The sequence below is a fragment of the Acinetobacter radioresistens DSM 6976 = NBRC 102413 = CIP 103788 genome (genome assembly GCF_006757745.1).
Taxonomy (GTDB): Bacteria; Pseudomonadota; Gammaproteobacteria; order Pseudomonadales; family Moraxellaceae; genus Acinetobacter; species Acinetobacter radioresistens.
The window spans coordinates 61725-82163 of record NZ_AP019741.1 but is presented as its reverse complement, the minus strand read 5'-3'; the positions used below and the strand labels follow the sequence as shown (position 1 = coordinate 82163).

The following is a 20439-nucleotide window of genomic DNA, read 5'->3' as shown; positions in this document are numbered from 1 at the left end:
ATAATGGCATAAATAAAAGCTTAATATTGTTATTATGCGGTATATGCTGTATAATTGATTTTATCAACTATGGAGCTTTATCAATGCAAAATACAGCAATCAAATTTAACTTATCTTTAATGGATAACGACACAATTCTAAAAAATGTTTATCTGGCAGACCATGAGAAAAACATGGAAATATTTGCAGCTTTAATGCAAGGTAAAGAAGCTATTAATAAGTACCTTCCTAATCACTTCGGGAGATTAAAACTTTGCTGCATGGAGGTTTGTACACTTCTTTCATCCCCCGATATTCACAATTTTATCTTAGAAGATGACATTCGCGCCGGCTTCCCCTTTCTGATGCTTGATGGTGTACCAGAGGAAGGTACAATCCTTTCAAATCGTATGAACTACGCAGATGAGAAAGTCGGCCCACTCGAAGCTTCGATGGTGGCTAATGTACTCGCTTATAGCTATCTATGCGAACAGTCAGGTGATGAAGATGAGCAATACTTTGCTGCTTTCATGGTGGACTACCTCAAGATGTTAGCAAGCTACAACCGAAGCAATAAAAAATTCAGTTCATCAGCGTTTACCCGAATCATTGATTAATACATGAACCTTATAGGGTTAGTCCTTATAAGGTTTTTAGCCGGCCCGCTTGCGCTCTTTCGCAGTCTGCTGACGCAAACTTACGAGTAGATCAAAGAGCCAGTCAATTGACTGGTTTTTTTTGTTATTCAGAGATGAAGGTCATATTAAATGCGCCTCGGATAACGCCGTAAGACTTGCCGATCGGCAACTTTTCTATTTTAAAAGCTATGTATTCAGTCGTATCATAATCAAGACCAAATAAAAAAGCCTGTAATGTTTACAGGCTTAGTGCAGTATGGGCTACTTATGAATTTTAATGAAAATGGCTACGTGGTGTAGAATTATCATCAAATTTCGTAATGTATTCTTCTACTTTGCGTTTTACAGCATCAATAAATTTTTCAGAAGATAAAAACTTTAATACTTCGTTTCTGATCTGCTCTTTAGACATACCAGTTTGTCTTAATTCTTCCGCATAATCTATAACGATGGTATCCGCCACATCACTCACCATTTTTTGACATTTACTTAAGTTATTGCACATATACCACACTCCTATTCATAGTTCCATACTGCTAAGCCGTTTAAAACAATCGCTCTTTTGGTAAACTGATACGGGAATCTATTGAGTAATTCATTATCACTCAAGTTCATAACATCCACTCTATCCAGATCAACCAAGTCACTTCGACCCGCTTCACTTACTGCAACTGCCAATGCTTTTAAAAGACTATCTACAAAATAATCTTTAGCGCCCTCTGTCTGTGAGAAACCATACACCGTGACTTTACGGTTAATGTGTTCTCTCTGAAAATCATTTAAAATACAAATTCTTTCCAGTTTTATTCTTAATTTCTCATTCATAAAGATTTCTCTTTTTAATAAAAGAAACATTAATATTTAAGAACAGGAAAAAGGAACGGCAACTACAACTTTATTACGAAACATACCGCATATTTACCATATATATAGCAGATATGCTATATATATTTTTTATGCTACGGCGTGAAACAAACTTATAATTGCAAACCTAGACTGTGAGATGCAGTGCAATGTAGCCACTACAAATCCCTTATTTATAAGAATTAAATGCTTTTCAGAGTTCCAATGGTATTCATCTGCACCACCGCAAGCCTGAATTGCTTCCATGATTGAATCCTCATTAATTGTATTTGTAGAAGCATAAAAAACATCTTTCTTAAGCCTGCTATCGAATACAAAATTATTAGTTTCTCTCACATCAATAATCCAGAAAAATCTAAGTATTTAACCACTTTTCCATAACAAGAATTATACAACATATACCGCTTAACAACAATCTAAAATCGCTCTAAATACAGTGATTTTTACATAAAATTACACAATACCTATGCGCTGAAAGCCTTTAATAACAAGGGTTTCAGGCATTTTAAGAGGATATTCGAGCATTCAACCCCGACTGTTTTTACATTCTTTTACAATGACTATGGCTTTAGTATTTAATATACTCATTTAATGATTTATTTATTATTTAATAAATATCTTATTTTAGTATTGCAATTATCTGTATATGTTGATACTATGATCTTACACACAGAATTCGTTGGTTAGCCAACAACAGTCATCCCTTTCTCGCCAAAGTTGATATGAATATGAGAAAGGGCGCTATAGTGGAGTTAATGAACTCCAAAGCTTTAAAGCCTCCAAGCAGACTTGTTTGGAGGCTTTTTTTCATGTCCAATATTTAGAAATGTATAATTAAAAGTTAATCTATGATTCTGAATAATATATAAATATAGATATTGCATATGTGCGGTATATGCTTTATATTTAGGGGTGTCAACTTTGAGATGGTTATCATGGCAAATAAAGAATTAGAAGTATTAAATATAAACAATGATTACTCTAAAAATGATCAGTCGATTCAGAACATTGAAGTCATTGAAAATTCTAATATTCTCAAAGAAGGCATGTTCGCAGCTCTTAAGAAACTCACTCCAAAATTATCCTATGACCTTGGTACTGTACTGCTTATTCAAGAGCTAAAGTTTGCTGATAATAATCTGTACGCTGTCTATGTGCGTCATCATCCTAATTCTGCTGATAACAGTAAGACGGTGGGTTTTATTCTGGATGAATTCTATGATCACTTTGATGTGCTTACCCAATCTGAGGGTGAAGCTGTCCGTGAGAGTGAGATTGCGAAAATACAACAGCGTATTGCCTATAAAGAATCAGAAGTCCAAGACCTTAAAGACAATCCAAAAAAGTTACAGGCTTTGGCTTTTTCGATCTATTCAAAACGTCTTGAAAGTCCAATGGCTCCGACACACATTAATACGGACAACATAGTAAATCTGTTGGGCCAAGAGAATGCCTTAGAACAAATTAATGCGTTTAAAAGCCAGACCAATATGTTTGCTGATGTAGCCAAAATTCAGGCAGATATTATAAAGGGTTGTGTAGATGAACTACAGGGGCTTATGAGTAAGCTCTCTCCTTTCATGGTAGAGAAATATGCAACAGCTTTAGCAACTACCAAAGAAGCTCAGGAGAGTGTCAAGGAGATCAATGACGGCGTTGCTACCTTGTCTATGTACACAGGTGACGGTGTTGAGTTGATCGAGATTAAAAGAGGCGCAGATGCAGCACCAGAAGTTCCTTTAACACTGGTTCAAGAAAAGATTCTTTGTGATGTAGAGCTTGCGTATTTCAATGATGTATCGGCAGCTTCCTTAAGCGTTGAAAACATCCAAGAACGTTTTTTTGATGTTATGGCGACCAATCAGCAATTGGTAGATCAAATTTTCCCTACGCAACGTTGTATTTGTATCGCGGCCATCAGAGAAGCCCAAGTCAAGCTAGGTTATAAACCTGATCCTCATTGGCGAGTGATTTTAGACAAGTTAAATAAGCAGACCTTCCTGCTTATCCGTAACGGCGACAACATCAGTGCAGTCTATTCCCCTATCGGTTCGCATTTGGCTGCTAATAACCTGTTCCCATCTAAAGACGTTCTTGATAAGTGTTTCTTCTCTCATGACGGCGCAGTTGAGATCACGGTCGATAGTTTGAACTATTCAGATGTGCTTAATGACATTGATCGCCTTACTCTGCACTATAAGCGTTTTCTGATTCTGATCGCCGGTTTGCAGCATCGATTAAATTTACTTGGTCGTTTTTACCCAGATAATGAAAGCTTCGGGATATTCTTTCCAGAGTTCCAAAAGAAGTACTTCAATTTCATCCATGATGAAGATGGTTCTGACCTATTAGGTGAAGTGGCTGAACATACGCTTGAAGATTTTGTCTGGCAGCAAAATATGCGCTTATCGATTGGCTCCAAGCTTATCTGTAATACAAACAAGATGGCGAGTGAAGAAGCTGCACCTTACTGTTGGACGTATTCATGGCGTAGAGCAGTATATGGGAGTGATGGCAAAACCTTTACCCGCCCACCAGTATACGATTATGAGATTGTTTCGGTTGAATATGATAAGGATGGTTACTTTGTCCGTTTCCCTGTTAGTTCAGGTACAAGCAATCGTACACAAATGGCGAAAGTGCGTATTGTAGAAAGCCGTTCTGAGATTGATTATCTGGTTTTAGATAACCTGAATGTTGATCTACTGAATAACTACATCACTAAGCGTAAGTACCGTAAAAAGTATCTTGAATATATGGGTCTGTTCAAAGGTGCTAAAGCGTACCTAGCGCAATTTGAGGCAGAGAATCAGAAAAATATTCAATGTTATCTGAATGCAGTTGAGCAGATTAAGGGCCTCAATATACACGGCGCAGGGCTTAAGGGCATTGTAATGAGTGCCATCAACTTCTTTTCACCCAAAGTCACTCAAGCCAAGGTGTTAAATAACCTTTACCTGATGCTGTCTGCTAATGAACAATCAAAAATTCAGACTCAATTTTCTGAATTAAAATTTATGAGAGATCAGCAGTATCTTTTAGATGCTAAAGCTATTGCGATTGTGGTTGATCGCTCAGGTAATGAGTATTTATATACCAGTCTACCGAAAGCGTTGGGCCTTAAAGAGCTTGAAAGTATTGAAAAGGACTATTGGGTTTATCGCACGCCGATCAAAGCCATCAAGAATGGAACCTTCAAGTTAGATAAAGCTGAGATCGTTTCCCTACTTGATAGTGTACGCGATGAACTGGTTATCAGCGTTGTAGATGCCGATCTATATACTTACTATCGTGATCTAGGGGCTACGCGCCGTCAGGCCAGTTTAGAGGCCGGTAAAGGCAAAATGACATACAACAAGTATTTTGTTTCTTATCAACATAAGCGCGATTTTCTTGATGCTATGTCGTTCTCCAAAACATTTATCGAGGCTTTCTACTCCAATCAAGTTACCCGAGAGATGGTTACAGCCCTGCAAGCGAAAATCAAAGATCAGCGAGAAGATTTGAAGGGAGATCAATTTGATCGTTGGGGTAATGCGCTGCATAAAGAACTCATTCTATGCTTACCATTCTCAATAAGTCATCATTTACGATTAGGAGCAATATGCCTTAAGGATGGTTTAAATTGGCTTGATCGACTAGCTGAACGTTATGAGCAAACTGCAAGCAATCTGATTGAGCAGGACAATCATTCTCAGACGATCGGTGTAATTAAACAGGACTTCCACAGAAACGAGGCAGATAAACTTTTTACCAAGGCTTTTGATATAGACCAAGGCTCAAATTCATTTGTCAGTGTGAACCTATTACAAAGCCAATATACGCACTCTACCAAGCTACTGTCTTATGTTCTCCATTCAACATCACATCAGGTATTAAAAGCTGATTATCTCTTTGAAGAAAGTTCTCCTGATGTTCTGTCTGATACTAGATATAGCGTATTTGGTATAGAGCCATTATTAAAACTGGATACGTCATTGGACGCAGTAATCAATAATTCATATTTACCAGAAGTTGTACCAGTCATCCAAGCCTATCATTTTGAGGTGCTTAAAAAAGATGGGCAGGAAACTACCTCATACCAAAAGCATCAGTATATTGGAGAGGAACATTACCTGAATGCCTTCATCAATGATCTTAAACGTAAGATACAGGCTGATTTAGATCAGTTAGAAGGTAAGGAGCATGGGGAAATTCGCTTTGATCGCCGTGATGAAAAATACATTTGCTCTACAGGTGACTTTGAACAATTCAAGAAAGATATAGCCGGTTCAGTTGAATTAGAGTTCAACCAGATTACGCCGCACATTTTTGGCCGTATCATTGAAAAATTGTATTAGTAAATTGATCACAAAATAAAATTAAGGTATTCTATATATGCGGTATATTCTGTATAATATAACTCATGATATTTGAGTAACCACCATGAATACAGATATTGATAAATTACAGACCCAACAATTTAAAGTTGAATGGCAATTGCCTGTAGCTCTGCAATTAGACCCTGATCTAAATGATGAAGAATCAGAGGAAATGGGTGAAACATTCTATGGGGATAATCTGGTCGTGAAGATCAGTGTACTTAATCATGTTTTTGAGGTCGCACGCAGATTTTTGATTTGTAGCACCAAAGATTCAATAAAGGTTCATCCGGAAGAAGCTTGGCACTGGAATGAACACGGCGATCTCACCGCATTAGAACAAGACCTATTTGAGTTCATTATCAAGAAATGTCCGGAATGCTTCATTCCACCAGAAGCATTCAAGGAAAAATTAAAATCAATGTTATAGGGAAGGCATTGCCTTTCTTGGCCCCACGCTTACGCTATTGGCATGTCAGCTAACGCAGCCCTGCTCTGTAATGAAAAGGGGGTGGCTGCGCAAATTTTTCAGTTATAAATTCGCATGAATTTCCTATCAATTTCCAATCTTTAAAAGCGTCATATCGTGTCGTTAAACATTGATAATACTGAATATATTGTTGTTTTTAATGGTAAAATATCTCTATCAACTTTGGAGATAATCTTATGTCAGCTCTTTCGTATTGCTATGGTCTATTAGGTAAGTGCTTCATACATGGTGAAGCACTTGATCCGGATGCAGAGGACCAATCTCTTAAAATCACATTGGATGAATTCGTCACGCAAAATAATGATGAAGATTACCCATCAGAAAACTATAAGCTGACCTTCGATAAGACAGCATTCCAGAATATTTTTCAAAACTATGATGGCACATTGCCAGAAGTCAAAATTGTTATGGCACATGTTCATGATTTTGGCCGCTATACCGTTGAATCTTATATCGGGTACAAGCACGATACTGCGACAGGTGACATCAGCTTTAAACTTGAAGATGGTTACACACCGATCTTCAACCTAAATCATCTGAATGAGTATGACGGCTATAATGTGCAGATTCACGATATTGATTATTTCCTAAATAACGTGGGCGACCAAATTTCACTAGATCATCACTGGATTATGGCCGTACTGGTTGATCCGGACAGTAAACAGGGATTAGTACCTGATTACAACTTCCTTGAAAAATATGGCATTGAACTGAATTAACGCCGTAGCAGCGAATACAACATGGACCGTTCTTTCAGAATATCCGATTCATGAAAGAATGGGTCCTCTAGCTTATACCGTTCAGGTGTGCTACTTCCGCAATAGATATTACCTTTCATAAAGCGTACAACGTCTACCCTACCCCTTTCATTGATTTCTAGTATTCCCCATGTGTTAGGTACTCTGGATGGATCGATGATGCCTCTGGGAGCTAGATAAAGGCGATAATTGCCCAGACTGCTGCATAAACCTTGCCGTTCAGGTTTTTTGAAGTCACTTAAGAAGTCAGCCCGAGAAGCCTTACACTCAATTAGAAAACTGGTGTCAGAACGAAAGCCAATTACATCAGGTATTTCCCTGCTACCAATACATTTTACTTCCTTAGCGATTACAGGGCATTTAATCACTTGCTTAAGCCACTTAGCGCCGATGTCTACTACATCATCATGCGTAAATTCTATAAGTAAACTCATTACTTCTTCTCAAATAATTTTCAAGCTCTTTAAGTTTTATCAAAATAAAGAAATTACTAATAGCAGTATTGTTTATCTGCGGTATATGCTTTATTATTATGGCATAGTTTGAGGGATTTAACATGACGAATAATTTTGTATACGGCACAACCCGAGTAAAGCCTAATAAAAAATTTGGAAACTGGCGTATTGAGGAATTCACAGTTACCGAAAATGAAGCAGAATTTTTTAACATGCGTATGCACTTTCAAGGGATACCAGATGAGTGCATTCAAGCAGGACAGTACCTCAGACTAGAACAGCTCAGTACCGGCAATGTTGTCATGAGCAACACGCCTATGGAATGCAATACAAACCAAGTTGCTTATGATTATGCGCGTGGTTCTGTTTTGGTGGCCGGATTAGGTATGGGCATGATCTTAGAAGCCATGTTGTCCAAACCAGAAGTGACCCATATCCGTGTAATTGAGATCGACAAAGACATTATTGATTATGTTGGTGGTTTTTTTAAAGATGATCCGCGAGTAGAAATCATTCAAGGTGACATTCTCAACTACTATCCAACTAAGGATGAATTCTATAACTATGTCTGGATCGACATCTGGGATGACATAAATAACCAGAATGAACCGCAAATTGCAGAACTAAACGAGCGTTTTAAGGACCATTGTAATGAGATGAATCTATGGAGTATGGACCTCATAGGTTGTGATCCCGAGGATTATTTCAAAATCGCTTTTTAAAACGTGAAAAATCGGGGGTTTTGGCGCTTTTGGCTGAAATCCCCTTACCTACCCCTTAAAACACTTAAAAAAGCAAAATAAGAGCAACCAGAGAGGGGTATCCACACCCGATCCGTCTACATTGTAGTTTTGAATTTAAACGCCGTCTTTTTTGTATTCAAGAACAAGTAATAAATAAAAATTATCTTTTCAAAACTCCCAGATTTTTCCTCTTATAAACCAGTTTTCTTTGTGTAAATTATCATTGCAATAAGCTACTCGTTCCTTGATCAACATGTTTTTACCTTTTGTTTTCACAAAAACATTTCAATTATGTTTTGTAGTACTTGGGATCATACAAAGTAGATAGGCAGAGAGCATGGATGTTGTTCAAGAAAAAAAAGAATTGAAGAAGAAAAAAAAATAAAAAAAAGTAGTCAGAATAGTAGTTTAATTTGGTTTCAATAAAGCAACTTAAACTGTTTGTTCAATATGGCGCTTGATAATTAAAGTAGCTTAAGCTTTATTTAAAAAATGGTATAATTCAACTTTAGGGAAACGGAGTAATTTTGGTTAATTAATATTATTGGTATTTATTTATTAATTATAATAAAACATTAATTTAATATTTTATTATTAAAGATTATGTATGAACATCAAGAAGTTTTTTGGTGTCGTTCAGACCGCTCAAACGAATATTAGAGTATATAAAAGAATAGAATAGAATATGTTAGAATAAGGACGGTTTTTTTTTAAGTCATATCAATGGGTTAAGTATAGGTCATCACACACAATACCTACCTGATCACACACAATACCTACCTTGTCACACACAATACCTACTTCGTCACACACAATACCTACCTCGTCACACACAATACCTACCCATCACACACAATACCTACTTTCATCCACAGCCTTATCCACAACAGGAAATAGTTAGATTTATTATGAATTTATTTTAACCATAGCAAGCTTACTATTATAAAGAATTATAACGAGGATTGAATTTATTTTAACCAGTTGCACTTAGTTTGATTAGTATTGTTGCTTTTGTGTACATTTATAATTGAGTTTGTTAACTATTATATGCAATAGCTTTAAAACAAGGTTTTCAGAATATCCATTCTCATTGCTTAAAATACTTATTTTCTACCTAGTATTATTGGTCATCACACACAATACCTACCTTTTTTGCTCCGTTTGGGTAGATCATCACACATAATACCTACCTGAAAAGCTTTTTAAGAGCTTGGATCACACACAATACCTACTTCTTTATGATTTTTTTGGCTTCATCACACATAATACCTACTTTTTAAAGCGCCATTTGCTGTGATCACACATGATACCTACCTTTTTTCTAAGTTTTTGGCTGCCATCACACATAATACCTACCTATTCTTATGTTTTAGTGGGCTATCACACACAATACCTACCTTTTTTTGGGTAAATTTGTCGTCATCACACATCATACCTACCTTTTTTGGGTAAATTTGTCGTCATCACACACAATACCTACCTTTTTTCTGAGTTTTTGGCTTCCATCACACATCATACCTACCTTTTTTCTGAGTTTTTGGCTGCCATCACACATCATACCTACCTTTTTTCTGAGTTTTTAGTAGCCATCACACACAATACCTACCTTTTTTAATTTTTGAGGTACTACGATCGCCATGAATCAGTTTAATTTCATAAATTGGTGTTTTTTTCTGCTTTAGGGTGGTGTTTATTGATGTTTTAATGTGATTTTAGTTGATTTAGAGCTATTTCTGAGGGGTTTTAAGGAGCCATCACACAAATCTGTGCCGTATTTTTTGGATTAATCACACAAATCTGTTTCACTAAATATCTATATAAAACAATAATATAAATATTAAAGCTTGTTTTTAAATTAAATATAAACTATTTTTTAGTGAATTTATGCAAATACTAAATATGGTTTTTAAAACAATATGAGTGATTTTACTCCTAAAGTAATAATGAAGCCTGTTCGGGAACATGATGTAGTTTCAACATTAAGTTCAATGCCGCAAGCATCGTATTTACTAGATATTAACCTTGAAAAATTGATGTATTGCGCGATAACCATAATTCATAAGCATGAAATGGATAACAATGCAGATTTCAATCCCCGAGATAAAGTTTCCATTACAGCAGAGAATTTTTACCAATTACTTTATGAAGATGTAATCGACAAAACAAAAAGTCATGAGGTCGATGCTGTGCGGCTTAAGAAAACACACATGCAGAACGTACGCCGTATCATGGAACGCGCTTATGAGCGGTTTACCTCAAGTCCTGTAATGCTTGTAAAAGTTCCGGATAGTGATATTCCTGAGAAAGTCACAATGATCCAAAAGTTGCACTATGAACCTAAAACTAAAGTTTTTAGCATTCAATTTGCAGAAGAATTTTTCAGATTTTTCTATAACTTATTAAAAGATAAAAATAACAGTTTCAATCGCCATGAACTTAAACAAATCATGAAAATGAATTCTTACTATTCATTGCGTCTATACAGAGTATTTAACAGTGAACTCTGGCGTACCAATACTCTAGTTCTTTCTTGTGACGAATTAAGACGTATGTTTCTTAAAGAAAATCAATATCGTCAACACAGTCATTTTAGAACTCGTGTCATTGAGCCTGCTATTGAAGAAATAAACTCTCTAACGAACTTACAGGTGAAACATACTTATATTAAAAATGGCGACAGTATTGATTCCATCCAGTTTCACTTTAACTATAAGACGGAGTATGTATCGAGCCGTATGTCTAAGGCTCTCGAAAAAATTAAGATTTCTTATCTGAAAAAAGCAATTCCATGGTCAGATGATTTGTCACATTTCGAGGACACAGATCGAATCAACCATTTCACACCACCTTTAAGTTTGAAACCTAAACAGATCAAATTCTTGATCAGCTCCCCTACTTTCATGAATGATTATGGATTTTTCTATGAAGGAAATGGTTTTGACTTGAAAACTGCTCAAACCATTATGAAAGCACTTCTTACAGAGAATTTAGCTTTAGTGAACACTAGAAAGCCAATTGATCTGGATTATTACTTTGCTCTCGATTATAAGCAGAAAGCTGAGAACAATGAGGATGAGGTGGATCATGATAATGATGATCTGACCGATCAAAACGAGTAAATAACTCATAATGGCTAATAGTTTGGTGCTGTTAGCCATCACTTCCAGTTGATATAGGTCGCAGGATAATAATTATTACAACAGACAACAAAAAATCGGCAGCAAATGAAGTCAAGAATGTAGAGGGGTTATCTCAAACTTCTTGTGATGATATATATGAGTCGGGGTTGCAAAAATTGGATCAGGAAAAGCAGAATCATCAAACACTAAAGGGACGTACCAAACCCTTCCTTTTCTCAGGTAAATGCCTTGATTTCATCGGGACCATGTTTACGCTCATTGTGTTCATGTCAGCGATAGGTCAGACAATCTTTAACCTCTTTGCTCATAATTACCTAATAATAGGCATCTTGCTCATGCTAAGTATGTTTTCGATCATACTTTTGCTTTTAGTAGGCTTTTACCTCTATCACGGCATTACTGGTCTACCTGTACACTTGGATAAAGACCAATCTACTCTATTCCCCCCTGCCCGACTTAAGATCAAAGATGTCATTATTATTGCTATTACACTTTCAGTAAATTTAGCTGTACTGATAGAAGGATTTACCTTAGCCCAACAAGGTACGTTTAACTCATTTGACCTATTCCAATCGTCATTAGCAGTAATAGCCTTTATTTTTGTTCTTTCGGGGTTCTTTCAGCTCTACAAAGAGCATCAGATTTGGAAAGCCGCTCATTAATTTTAATTGGTATTTAATAGTTGATTAAATAAACTTTAATCGACTTATTCAACACATATAGTATGTAAAATGTGTGGTATATTGTTGTATTGAAAATGCTGAATAATTACTAAAGAAATTTAAAAATTACCAGTTCTATTTTCATCATAGACGATGTTATGTGTGGATGCAGTTATGGAAAAAACTAAGAAGTTTGAAATTACTAAATTTGAGAAAATTAAGCTCTTTTATATTAATTTCTTCCCTGTAGTGTTCTTGTCATTCACTTCGCTTTATCTACTGGTCAGTGGGCATGATCCAAAGGGTTTTCTCTTAACCAATGTTCTTATCAGCATCTCTATCATCCTGATCCCTTTATTGATCGCGGTGTGTATGCTTGCTACTAAAATTCTGTATAAAGATCAGAACAAGCAAATTGAATACGCTTCAATTGGTATAGGCTTACTGTGCTTATTCTTTATGACCGGATGCAACTATTACCAGTATTATAAGTTTGCAGCAGACGTAATACCGTTGGTTCAGTTCGAGTTCGCATTTACAACCGCAATGCTACTTGGATGCTTCGTTTCCATACCGATATTTGTGATGAAATATCTGAAATATACAGCAGAAGTGAATGTGTCACGAAATTTAAGAATTACCCATATGTTATTTGCCGGTATGTTCCCCTTACTTGTTGCCCTTAGTTCTTATTTCTTTTAATAATTGATGTTTATTGCTTGTTAGTATGCGGTATATGTTGTATATTTGCTATATATCAACTTTGGATTTCTATCATGAATACAATGAATAACCGACCTAAAGGTAAAAATCTTAAGCCTATTTCAAAAGCTTTATATGTTTTATCTCAATTGGCAAACCTCAGAAAGCAGGATATTGCTTCCACAAACGCCCTACTTCGCACCAAAACTGAATCTGGTGCAGCTACAGATGCCGAACTCGCGGAATTGCAGCATACCGTTCAACAGTTATCTAAAAAGCAGCAATACTTCCATGCAGAACGTATGGAGGTGATTCGTAGTTTGATGCAAAACAAAGAAGTGAAAGTAAAAGGATATGTGGCATCAGGTGGCTATAATTATGGTGTAGTCCAGATCGGGGCCTACCAGTTCTATTCGATTCTGAATAACCGGATCATTGCTAAACTTAAGTTGGAGCAGCTTGGTACTGAGCTTGAACAATTTGAAGTATTATCAATGGAACAATTTGAAGTATTATCAATGGAACAACTTGAAGAAATTATGCCTGTGAATGAAGCTGAAAAAACCTTTAAACTTTTTTTAGCTAAAATCCGCTTAAACAAAAAGAAAGCAGATAAACAAGCTCAAAAAGCCAAAGCTTCTAAACCGGCCCAAGACGAAGTGTTATCTAAGAGCATCAGTGCCAAAGGCAATATTATGGTGATCAAAAAACGTAAGTTTTCCGATGTTGCTAAAGCGAATATGAACAAATCTTTTTAATTTAATTAATACTGTTGATGCGCCGTGGTGTATTAACAGTAATTTATTCATGCCCTAAAAAATAGAGTACAAATCCTGTATAAAGGAGAGCCTTAATGAAAAACATATTCAGTGTGAAGAATATAGTGCGTTTTTTTATTTTTTGCTTACTTAGTATCTTGTTTTCATTAGCTTTACTAAAAATACTACCAGTTGAAATTATTTTTACTATGTTAGAGGTTCAATCGTCAGAACATTCTTTTATTACTATAGTAATTTACTTCATTTATTTAGTTACTTGGATAAATATAATAATATTCGCCCAAGAGCTTGCCCACAAAATAGTTCCTTCACAGAAAACAGAAGCTATAGATAAGAATTAACCCTTTATTATACTCAATATAATATTTCTAATTTTTTAATCCCCCTTCGCTTACGCTCATGCGCCGTCTGCTTTCGCATCCCGCTATGCTTTTCAAAGAAAAGATGTGTTTAAAATTTAAAGCGGAATTAACTCTAAGTAACGGTATCTAAATGTTTTAAAGTAATTTTAAAAGCGTCAAACCGTGTCGCAATTAACAAATATAATATTGTATATGTGCGGTATATGTTTTATAATTCATATATCAACTTTGGAGCATATGCAATGAACTCAATTAATCTTGGTTTCATGGAAATTCAGCATTTCAATAATAATATCGATGCTATCAAGTGCCTAAAATTACATGAGGCAAATAGCACCACTCCTACACTGGCAGACATCGAATTACTTAAAAAATACGTTGGTTGGGGTAGCCTCTCTAAAGCCTTCCCTCATTCTGATGATAGCTTTGCCTCTGATGCTTGGCGTACACGCAACCAAGAGCTAAAAGACCTCTTAACCGATGATGAATATGCCGATGCACAAGCGTCAATTACAGATTCATTTTATACGCCCGACTTCATCATTTCTGCTATGTGGAATATTGCAGCACGTTTGGGCCAAAACGCCGGTATTGTGCTTGAACCTAGCTGTGGTAATGGCAAGTTTATGTATCAAGCCCCTACCCCTGAAAATATGCGTTTTGTAGGTGTTGAAAAGGACTCTTTAAGCGCACGAATCGCTAAATATATAAACCAAAATACAAGCTACATCTTCCAAACTGGTTTTGAAAAAATCCCTTTGCAGCCTCATTGCTTCGATCTGGTAATTGGTAATCCACCATACGGTGATTTCAGCTTAAACATGTCTGATTGTATTGAATACAATCGCTTCTCTATTCATAACCAGTTCATACTTAAAAGTCTGCAATCCCTAAAGCATAACCACTATGCAATTTATGTTGTGTCACGCTATGTATTAGATAGCTCAGATGCTCATGCGCGTAAGGAAATGTCTTATCTGGCTGATTTGGTCGGTGCATACCGTTTGCCTAATGGCGCGTTTAAAGATGGTACAACCTCTAATACTGAGGTGATCACGGATATTCTGGTATTCAAACGTAGAAGCGCAAACGATGAAAATCACGCACGTTTGAATTATGGTACTCATGCCTGTGACTATCCTTCATGGGTTTATACTGACTCACTGGAAAGCCAAGGCGAAAGAAATATCTTCATCAATGATTATTTCAATACAAACCCTGCTCATATTTCTGGCGAAATTTCTTTTAAGTCGGGGCCGTATGGTCGGGAACTGGCGATTACTGCAACAGGCAATCTTGAATCTGGTTTGAATGAATGGATTATCAATACATTCAGAGAATCTAAAGAGCCTGTAACTGTTGATTTAAACCACTTACAGACCGAATTTGATGCACTGGTAGCACACCTATACATTGAGTTATCAGGTAAAGAAATTGGTGTTATTGATACCAATGAAGCCGGCAACCTGTATCGCATCATTGAACAGGATATTGATAAAGGCTTTCGTTATAAGACCCAAGTACTTGATGAAAATACAGTATGGTCAGAAAAATACATTCCTCATATCAGTGGTCAGTATTACGAAAAAGTAGCGCGTCTGAATGAGTTAGGTCAGAAAGTTTATGAAGTTAACGAGCAAGGCTATTCCAATGGTCGTGTCGTTTACGATAAAAACTTCATTGATCCTGCTAATATTGGTCCACGTTCTAAATTAGGTAAAACGCGCTTTAAAAAGCTACAGCTTTTAATTGCTATTCGTGACTGTCTAATTACTCAACTTTCCCTTGAGTCAAACGATGCAGATCAAACGGAAATTGAAGCGAACCGTGAAAACTTAATTAAACAGTATGATCATTTTTACAAAAAGTTCGGTTACATCAACTCAAGTTCTAACCTTGCTTTAATCAATGATCTGCCAGATGCCGGCTTATTACTGGCTTTAGAGAACGACTATAAAAAACCTGTTAAGGAATTTGCAGGATACTTGCCGACCGGCAAGCCAGATTACAAAATCGTGAAAGAAGAAAAGGCCACTAAAGCCGCTATTTTTAGCCAACGTGTAATTTTTAAAACGATTCGACCAGTTAAAGCAGATAACCCATCACACGCGCTTAGTTTGTCCTTAAGCTACCGTGGTTGTGTCGATCTGGATTACATGGCTGAACTATTGAGCTGTTCAACAGATGAAGTAATCGAGCATCTACACAAAAACACCCCTGCCCCGCAGATTTTTTATGATTATGAAATTGGTGGGTGGGTTCACAAGAGCGTTCACCTTTCTGGTAACGTACGCAAGAAATTACGCCTTGCTGTTGCCAATGGTGACTATATCGGTGAGCAAGCCCTAGAAGCTGTGCAGCCGGCCTACATCAGCCTTGAAAATATTTCTATCTCACTAGGTATGACATGGCTGCCGATCGATATTTACCGCTCATTTGTACGGTTCATTACAGATGATGAATCAGCAAAAGTATTCTATGAGCGTGTATCTAATATTTATGATATTGACTGCACACCAAGCCAAGCTAAAACCGCCTTATACAGCACCGATTACATTACGCTTAACAAGCTGCTTGAGCATCTATTCAATAACAAGACAATCCGGATCATGCGTACTGAATACAACCCTATTCACCGCTCAGAAGTTAAAGTATTTGATCCAGAAGCTACAGAACTGGCTATCTCCCTTGCTGAAACCATCAAGCAAGAATTTATGTCATGGCTTTACAGTCAAGGCCACTTATTAGAGCAGTTAGAGGAAATCTATAACCAGACCTTCAATTCTTATGTTGCCCCTAAATTTGAAGGCTCTCATATCATTTTAGAGGGCAAAGTACCTGACTCAATTATTGCTCTTAGACCGCACCAGTTAAACGCCGTATATAGAGGTGTATTGTCGCAATTCACGCTTTACAGTCATACAGTGGGCGCAGGGAAAACGTTCATCACTATTTCTCGTGCAATGCTTAGAAAACAATTAGGTTTGACGAGTAAATCAATGATTATCGTGCCTAATCATCTGGTTTTACAGTTCGCGGCTGATGTTTACCGTTTATTCCCATCGGCTAAAGTACTCGCAGCGACCCCAAAAGATTTCGCTAAAAAGAACCGTAAACGTCTGTTCGCCCGAATTGCTACAGGTAACTACGATATTGTAGTGCTATCTCATTCATCATTTGAGTTTATTAAGCTAAGTGATGCGATTCAGGATCAGTTTATTAAGGATGAAATCACAGCCGTAGAAGATGCCTTATTAGAGATTCAAAGCAATAGCGGTCAGCGTAAAAGCGCAAAAGCTCTAGCAAGCCTTAAAAAACGTCTTGAGAAAAAACTAGCAGGGGGCTTGAACCTTAACCGTGAAGATAAGTTGATTACTTTTGATCTGTTAGGCGTGAATAATATTGAAGTTGATGAATTTCATTCTTATAAAAACCTTCAATTTTTTAGTAATCTAAACAATATTGTAGGTATGGGTAATCCTAGCGGCTCATATCGTGCATTTGATATGTATCTTAAGTTTCAGTATCTCCATAGTATTAATGGTTCTGCCGGATGCTATACAGGTACACCAGTATCTAACAGCGCCGTTGAACTCTACAACATCAAACGCTTTTTAATACCTAATGAGCTGAAAGAATTGGGCCTACAGCACTTTGATAATTGGGCTAGACTCTACGCTGAGAACGTCACTAAGTTTGAAGCAACAGAATCAGGCAAGTTAAAACAAGTTACCCGATTTGCCCGAGAGTGGCGCAATCTCAGCTCATTAATGGGCCTATGGTTCCAGTTCACAGATGCCATCAGTAATGAAGATTTAAATAAAATTTTTCGTGAAAGTACAGGTAAAGACTTTCCAATTCCACGATTGGCAACAGGTAGCCGCCAAACGCACGTTGTTAAGCCGACTTATGAACAACAAGCGATCTTGGATGAAATACTAAAACGCTATGAAAACTTAGATAAGATTTCAGACTTGAAAGAACGTAATAGTGAACGTCTACGCCTGATGGATTTAGCTAGAAAACTTTCTCTGGCTGCTCGTTGCGTAAATCCTTTTAGATACTCACGCGAAACAGGCGGCAAAATTGAAGCCATTGCTAACAATGTTTTTTCAATCTATCAGCAATGGGATCAGTTCAAAGGTACTCAATTAATCTTTTTAGATCGCTCAGTTCCTAAGTCAAATGGTGATCTAAAGATTATTAAGCAATATGATGCCCTGCGTGAGAAGCTACAGACCGCTATTGATGAAGAAAACGAAATCGCTATTCAGGTGTTAGAAGATCGTTTAGAAAGCTTTAATGCAAGCGAAATAGAAGCAATGCGTGATGCTCAAGAATCTAATTGGTCAGCTTATCAGGAGATCAAAGATCACCTAGTTTCGTTAGGAATCCCAAGCAATGAAATTCGTTTTATTCAAGAAGCTAAAACGGACCAAGAAAAGCAAGATATTTTTGATCTGGTAAATTCTGGTGAAGTTCGCGTATTGATCGGAAGCACACCGAAAATGGGGTGTGGTACTAACGTGCAAAAGCGTTTAGTACATTTGCATCATGCAGATGTAACTTTTAAACCGTCAGACATCGAGCAGCGCGAAGGCCGTATTTTACGGCAAGGGAACATGCTTTATGAGCTGTTAGGCGCTGATACGTTTGAAATCGGAATTAGCTGCTACGTTACAGAAAATTCATGTGATGCCCGTATGTGGGAGCTAAACAGCATTAAGTTAAAAATGATTGGTGTACTTAGAAACTATACAGGTCAGCACAGCATTGATTTTGGTGCCGAAGCAGATGCAATCAGCATGAAAGAAATTGCTGCGTTGGCGACCGGCAACCCTCTTATGATGGAACGTGTAGAACTAGAAGCTGAAATTCAAAAACTTGAACGGCTGAAAGCTAACTACTCTCGCAAGCAAGCCAATTTTGCCCTACAGGTTTCTAAAGCGGAAAACCAGTTACAGACTATGCCGGCTCGTAAAGATAGCTATGTAGACAGTGCTTTGTTCTGCTATGGCCCTCGCCTAGAAGAAGCTATATTTCGTAACGAACAAATCAATATAAAGATCAATGCCAAAGTATTCAAAGATCACAACGATGCTATGGAATATCTGGATAGTTTGAAAGCAGCTAACAAGAAAATTTTCATCAATAAGGTTCCTTTCTCATATACAAAAGCAAAAACAGCCGTTAAATCTGTTTTAAAGAACAAATCAGAACCTTTCGTGTATGTTGCGCCGTCTGGTGGTGAGTTTAATAACTCCATAGATGCAGCAGAGGAAATTTTCAAATTGTTAAAAAATGAATCTATTTATGATTTTGGTACTTTGTTTGGCTTGCCATTGCTTAAGCGTGGTGTTGGGTGTGAATTGTCCGTAACAACGAAAGACCAAGAATATGATATTGCATTTGGGAACGTTCCAGATAATCGCCTCACAGTGATTAACATTGCAACTCTATTACTGACATTAGTAAATCGCGTTGGTAGTGAGTTCAGCGAAATTGAGAGCAGAACCACTAAGGCTCTGAAAAATGCAAAAGAGATTATCAGTCAAATTAAACCGAAGATCGGCGCTATTTTTGAAAGTGAATCAGAACTTCAATACAAAAAATTGCGCTTAAGTTTGGTTCAAACTTCCTTAGCAGATGCAGACCCAGAAAGTAAACTTGAAGAACTTCTTTTAGAAAATGAAGCTGAGATTTCACGACTACAGGCAAAGATCGAAGAAAGCACTATTACAAAACAGATTCCAAGCATTAATAATGTCGAATCTGAAAATTTTGACGATGAAAAGGCCATCGCCCAAAGTGAAGTAAAGACAACTAAAAGGAGTAAAGGTTGCATCAAAATGCTTGTAAATGGTGAGATTAAGTTAGCCCTTCAACTAGACCTATTCTAATTCCCTAATGTGTGGCTTAAAACTGTTTAAGTCGCACATACCAAAAACCGCTCCGCTTGCGCTGCGGCATTTCGCTGACACTCAATGCTTTTATATGTTTGGCTTACGCTTGATTCATTATGCTGACGCTAAATGAAGGAGGTCAGGAAAAAGGTATGTTGAATTTTATTGTAATCTACATTAGTGGATTAAGTTTATCGTTTAATGTTTTTAGTAAAAGCTTTTGCTTCACTTTGAGCAGCTAAATTATCAAAAGCATAGTAGACAGATAGAGTGGCTAACAGTGTGGAAAGAATTAAAACCAAAATAATTTGGAACCGATTTGGATGGTTTCTGAGTGTACAAGGAAGTTTCATGAGCTTTATCTTTGGGAGTGCAAAGTATGCACATATTATGCAATATAATTAACAATAATTTAATATTAAGGTAATAAAATATTTTAAGATAATTTATTTTTTGGTTATTTAATTATTAAATATATTCTATAATAACCTCTAAAAAAAGAAAAATAAAAGTGCTAATTAACGTTAATAAATAGCTAAACCATTGTTTATTATATGTATATTGTTAGTCTAATTAATTGAATATTAAGTAATGTATTGTTAA

The 20439-nt window shown here is 36.7% G+C and carries 13 protein-coding genes; 10 read left to right on the top strand and 3 right to left on the bottom strand.

What is annotated here, in order from left to right; genetic code table 11:
• Nucleotides 1-83 precede the first annotated feature (83 nt).
• Nucleotides 84-596, top strand: a complete 513-nt coding sequence (locus tag ACRAD_RS14750; protein ID WP_010700272.1) for a hypothetical protein — start codon at nucleotides 84-86, stop codon at nucleotides 594-596.
• A 295-nt stretch (nucleotides 597-891) separates the two neighbouring features.
• Here ACRAD_RS14750 and ACRAD_RS14745 read toward each other — a convergent pair whose 3' ends face one another.
• The 3 genes from ACRAD_RS14745 to ACRAD_RS14735 form a co-directional block, all read right to left on the bottom strand.
• A complete protein-coding gene (locus tag ACRAD_RS14745; RefSeq protein ID WP_142093823.1) occupies nucleotides 892-1080 on the bottom strand; it encodes a hypothetical protein in 189 nt (62 codons plus the stop codon).
• A 53-nt stretch (nucleotides 1081-1133) separates the two neighbouring features.
• Nucleotides 1134-1442: a hypothetical protein gene (locus tag ACRAD_RS14740; protein ID WP_010700274.1), complete on the bottom strand. Its 309-nt coding sequence runs from the start codon at nucleotides 1440-1442 to the stop codon at nucleotides 1134-1136.
• 129 nt (nucleotides 1443-1571) lie between these two features.
• Complete coding sequence (locus tag ACRAD_RS14735; RefSeq protein ID WP_010700275.1) at nucleotides 1572-1817, bottom strand: hypothetical protein; 246 nt, start codon at nucleotides 1815-1817, stop codon at nucleotides 1572-1574.
• Between the two features lie 599 nt (nucleotides 1818-2416).
• On the opposite strand from ACRAD_RS14735, the gene ACRAD_RS14730 reads away from it, so the two are divergent.
• From ACRAD_RS14730 to ACRAD_RS14685, 9 genes are all read left to right on the top strand, one after another.
• The gene (locus ACRAD_RS14730; protein ID WP_010700276.1) at nucleotides 2417-5821 is read left to right on the top strand and encodes a hypothetical protein; all 3405 of its coding nucleotides are present in this window, start codon (nucleotides 2417-2419) and stop codon (nucleotides 5819-5821) included.
• Nucleotides 5822-5906: 85 nt separating this feature from the next.
• The gene (locus ACRAD_RS14725; protein WP_010700277.1) at nucleotides 5907-6272 is read left to right on the top strand and encodes a hypothetical protein; all 366 of its coding nucleotides are present in this window, start codon (nucleotides 5907-5909) and stop codon (nucleotides 6270-6272) included.
• 236 nt (nucleotides 6273-6508) lie between these two features.
• Nucleotides 6509-7051 (top strand): hypothetical protein, encoded by a 543-nt coding sequence (locus ACRAD_RS14720; RefSeq protein WP_010700278.1) that lies wholly within the window; start codon nucleotides 6509-6511, stop codon nucleotides 7049-7051.
• A gap of 595 nt (nucleotides 7052-7646) precedes the next feature.
• Nucleotides 7647-8267, top strand: a complete 621-nt coding sequence (locus tag ACRAD_RS14710; protein WP_010700281.1) for a polyamine aminopropyltransferase — start codon at nucleotides 7647-7649, stop codon at nucleotides 8265-8267.
• A 1937-nt stretch (nucleotides 8268-10204) separates the two neighbouring features.
• Nucleotides 10205-11407, top strand: a complete 1203-nt coding sequence (locus ACRAD_RS14705; RefSeq protein ID WP_010700282.1) for a replication initiation protein — start codon at nucleotides 10205-10207, stop codon at nucleotides 11405-11407.
• Between the two features lie 167 nt (nucleotides 11408-11574).
• Nucleotides 11575-12090 carry a hypothetical protein gene (locus ACRAD_RS14700; RefSeq protein WP_042861825.1) on the top strand — a complete coding sequence of 172 codons (516 nt, stop codon included), beginning with the start codon at nucleotides 11575-11577 and terminating at the stop codon, nucleotides 12088-12090.
• A gap of 174 nt (nucleotides 12091-12264) precedes the next feature.
• On the top strand, nucleotides 12265-12792 hold the full coding sequence (locus tag ACRAD_RS14695; RefSeq protein WP_052017294.1) for a hypothetical protein: 528 nt from the start codon (nucleotides 12265-12267) through the stop codon (nucleotides 12790-12792).
• A gap of 74 nt (nucleotides 12793-12866) precedes the next feature.
• A complete protein-coding gene (locus ACRAD_RS14690; protein ID WP_010700285.1) occupies nucleotides 12867-13550 on the top strand; it encodes a hypothetical protein in 684 nt (227 codons plus the stop codon).
• 625 nt (nucleotides 13551-14175) lie between these two features.
• Nucleotides 14176-19833 (top strand): Eco57I restriction-modification methylase domain-containing protein, encoded by a 5658-nt coding sequence (locus tag ACRAD_RS14685; RefSeq protein WP_010700287.1) that lies wholly within the window; start codon nucleotides 14176-14178, stop codon nucleotides 19831-19833.
• The last annotated feature ends 606 nt before the right edge of the window (nucleotides 19834-20439 follow it).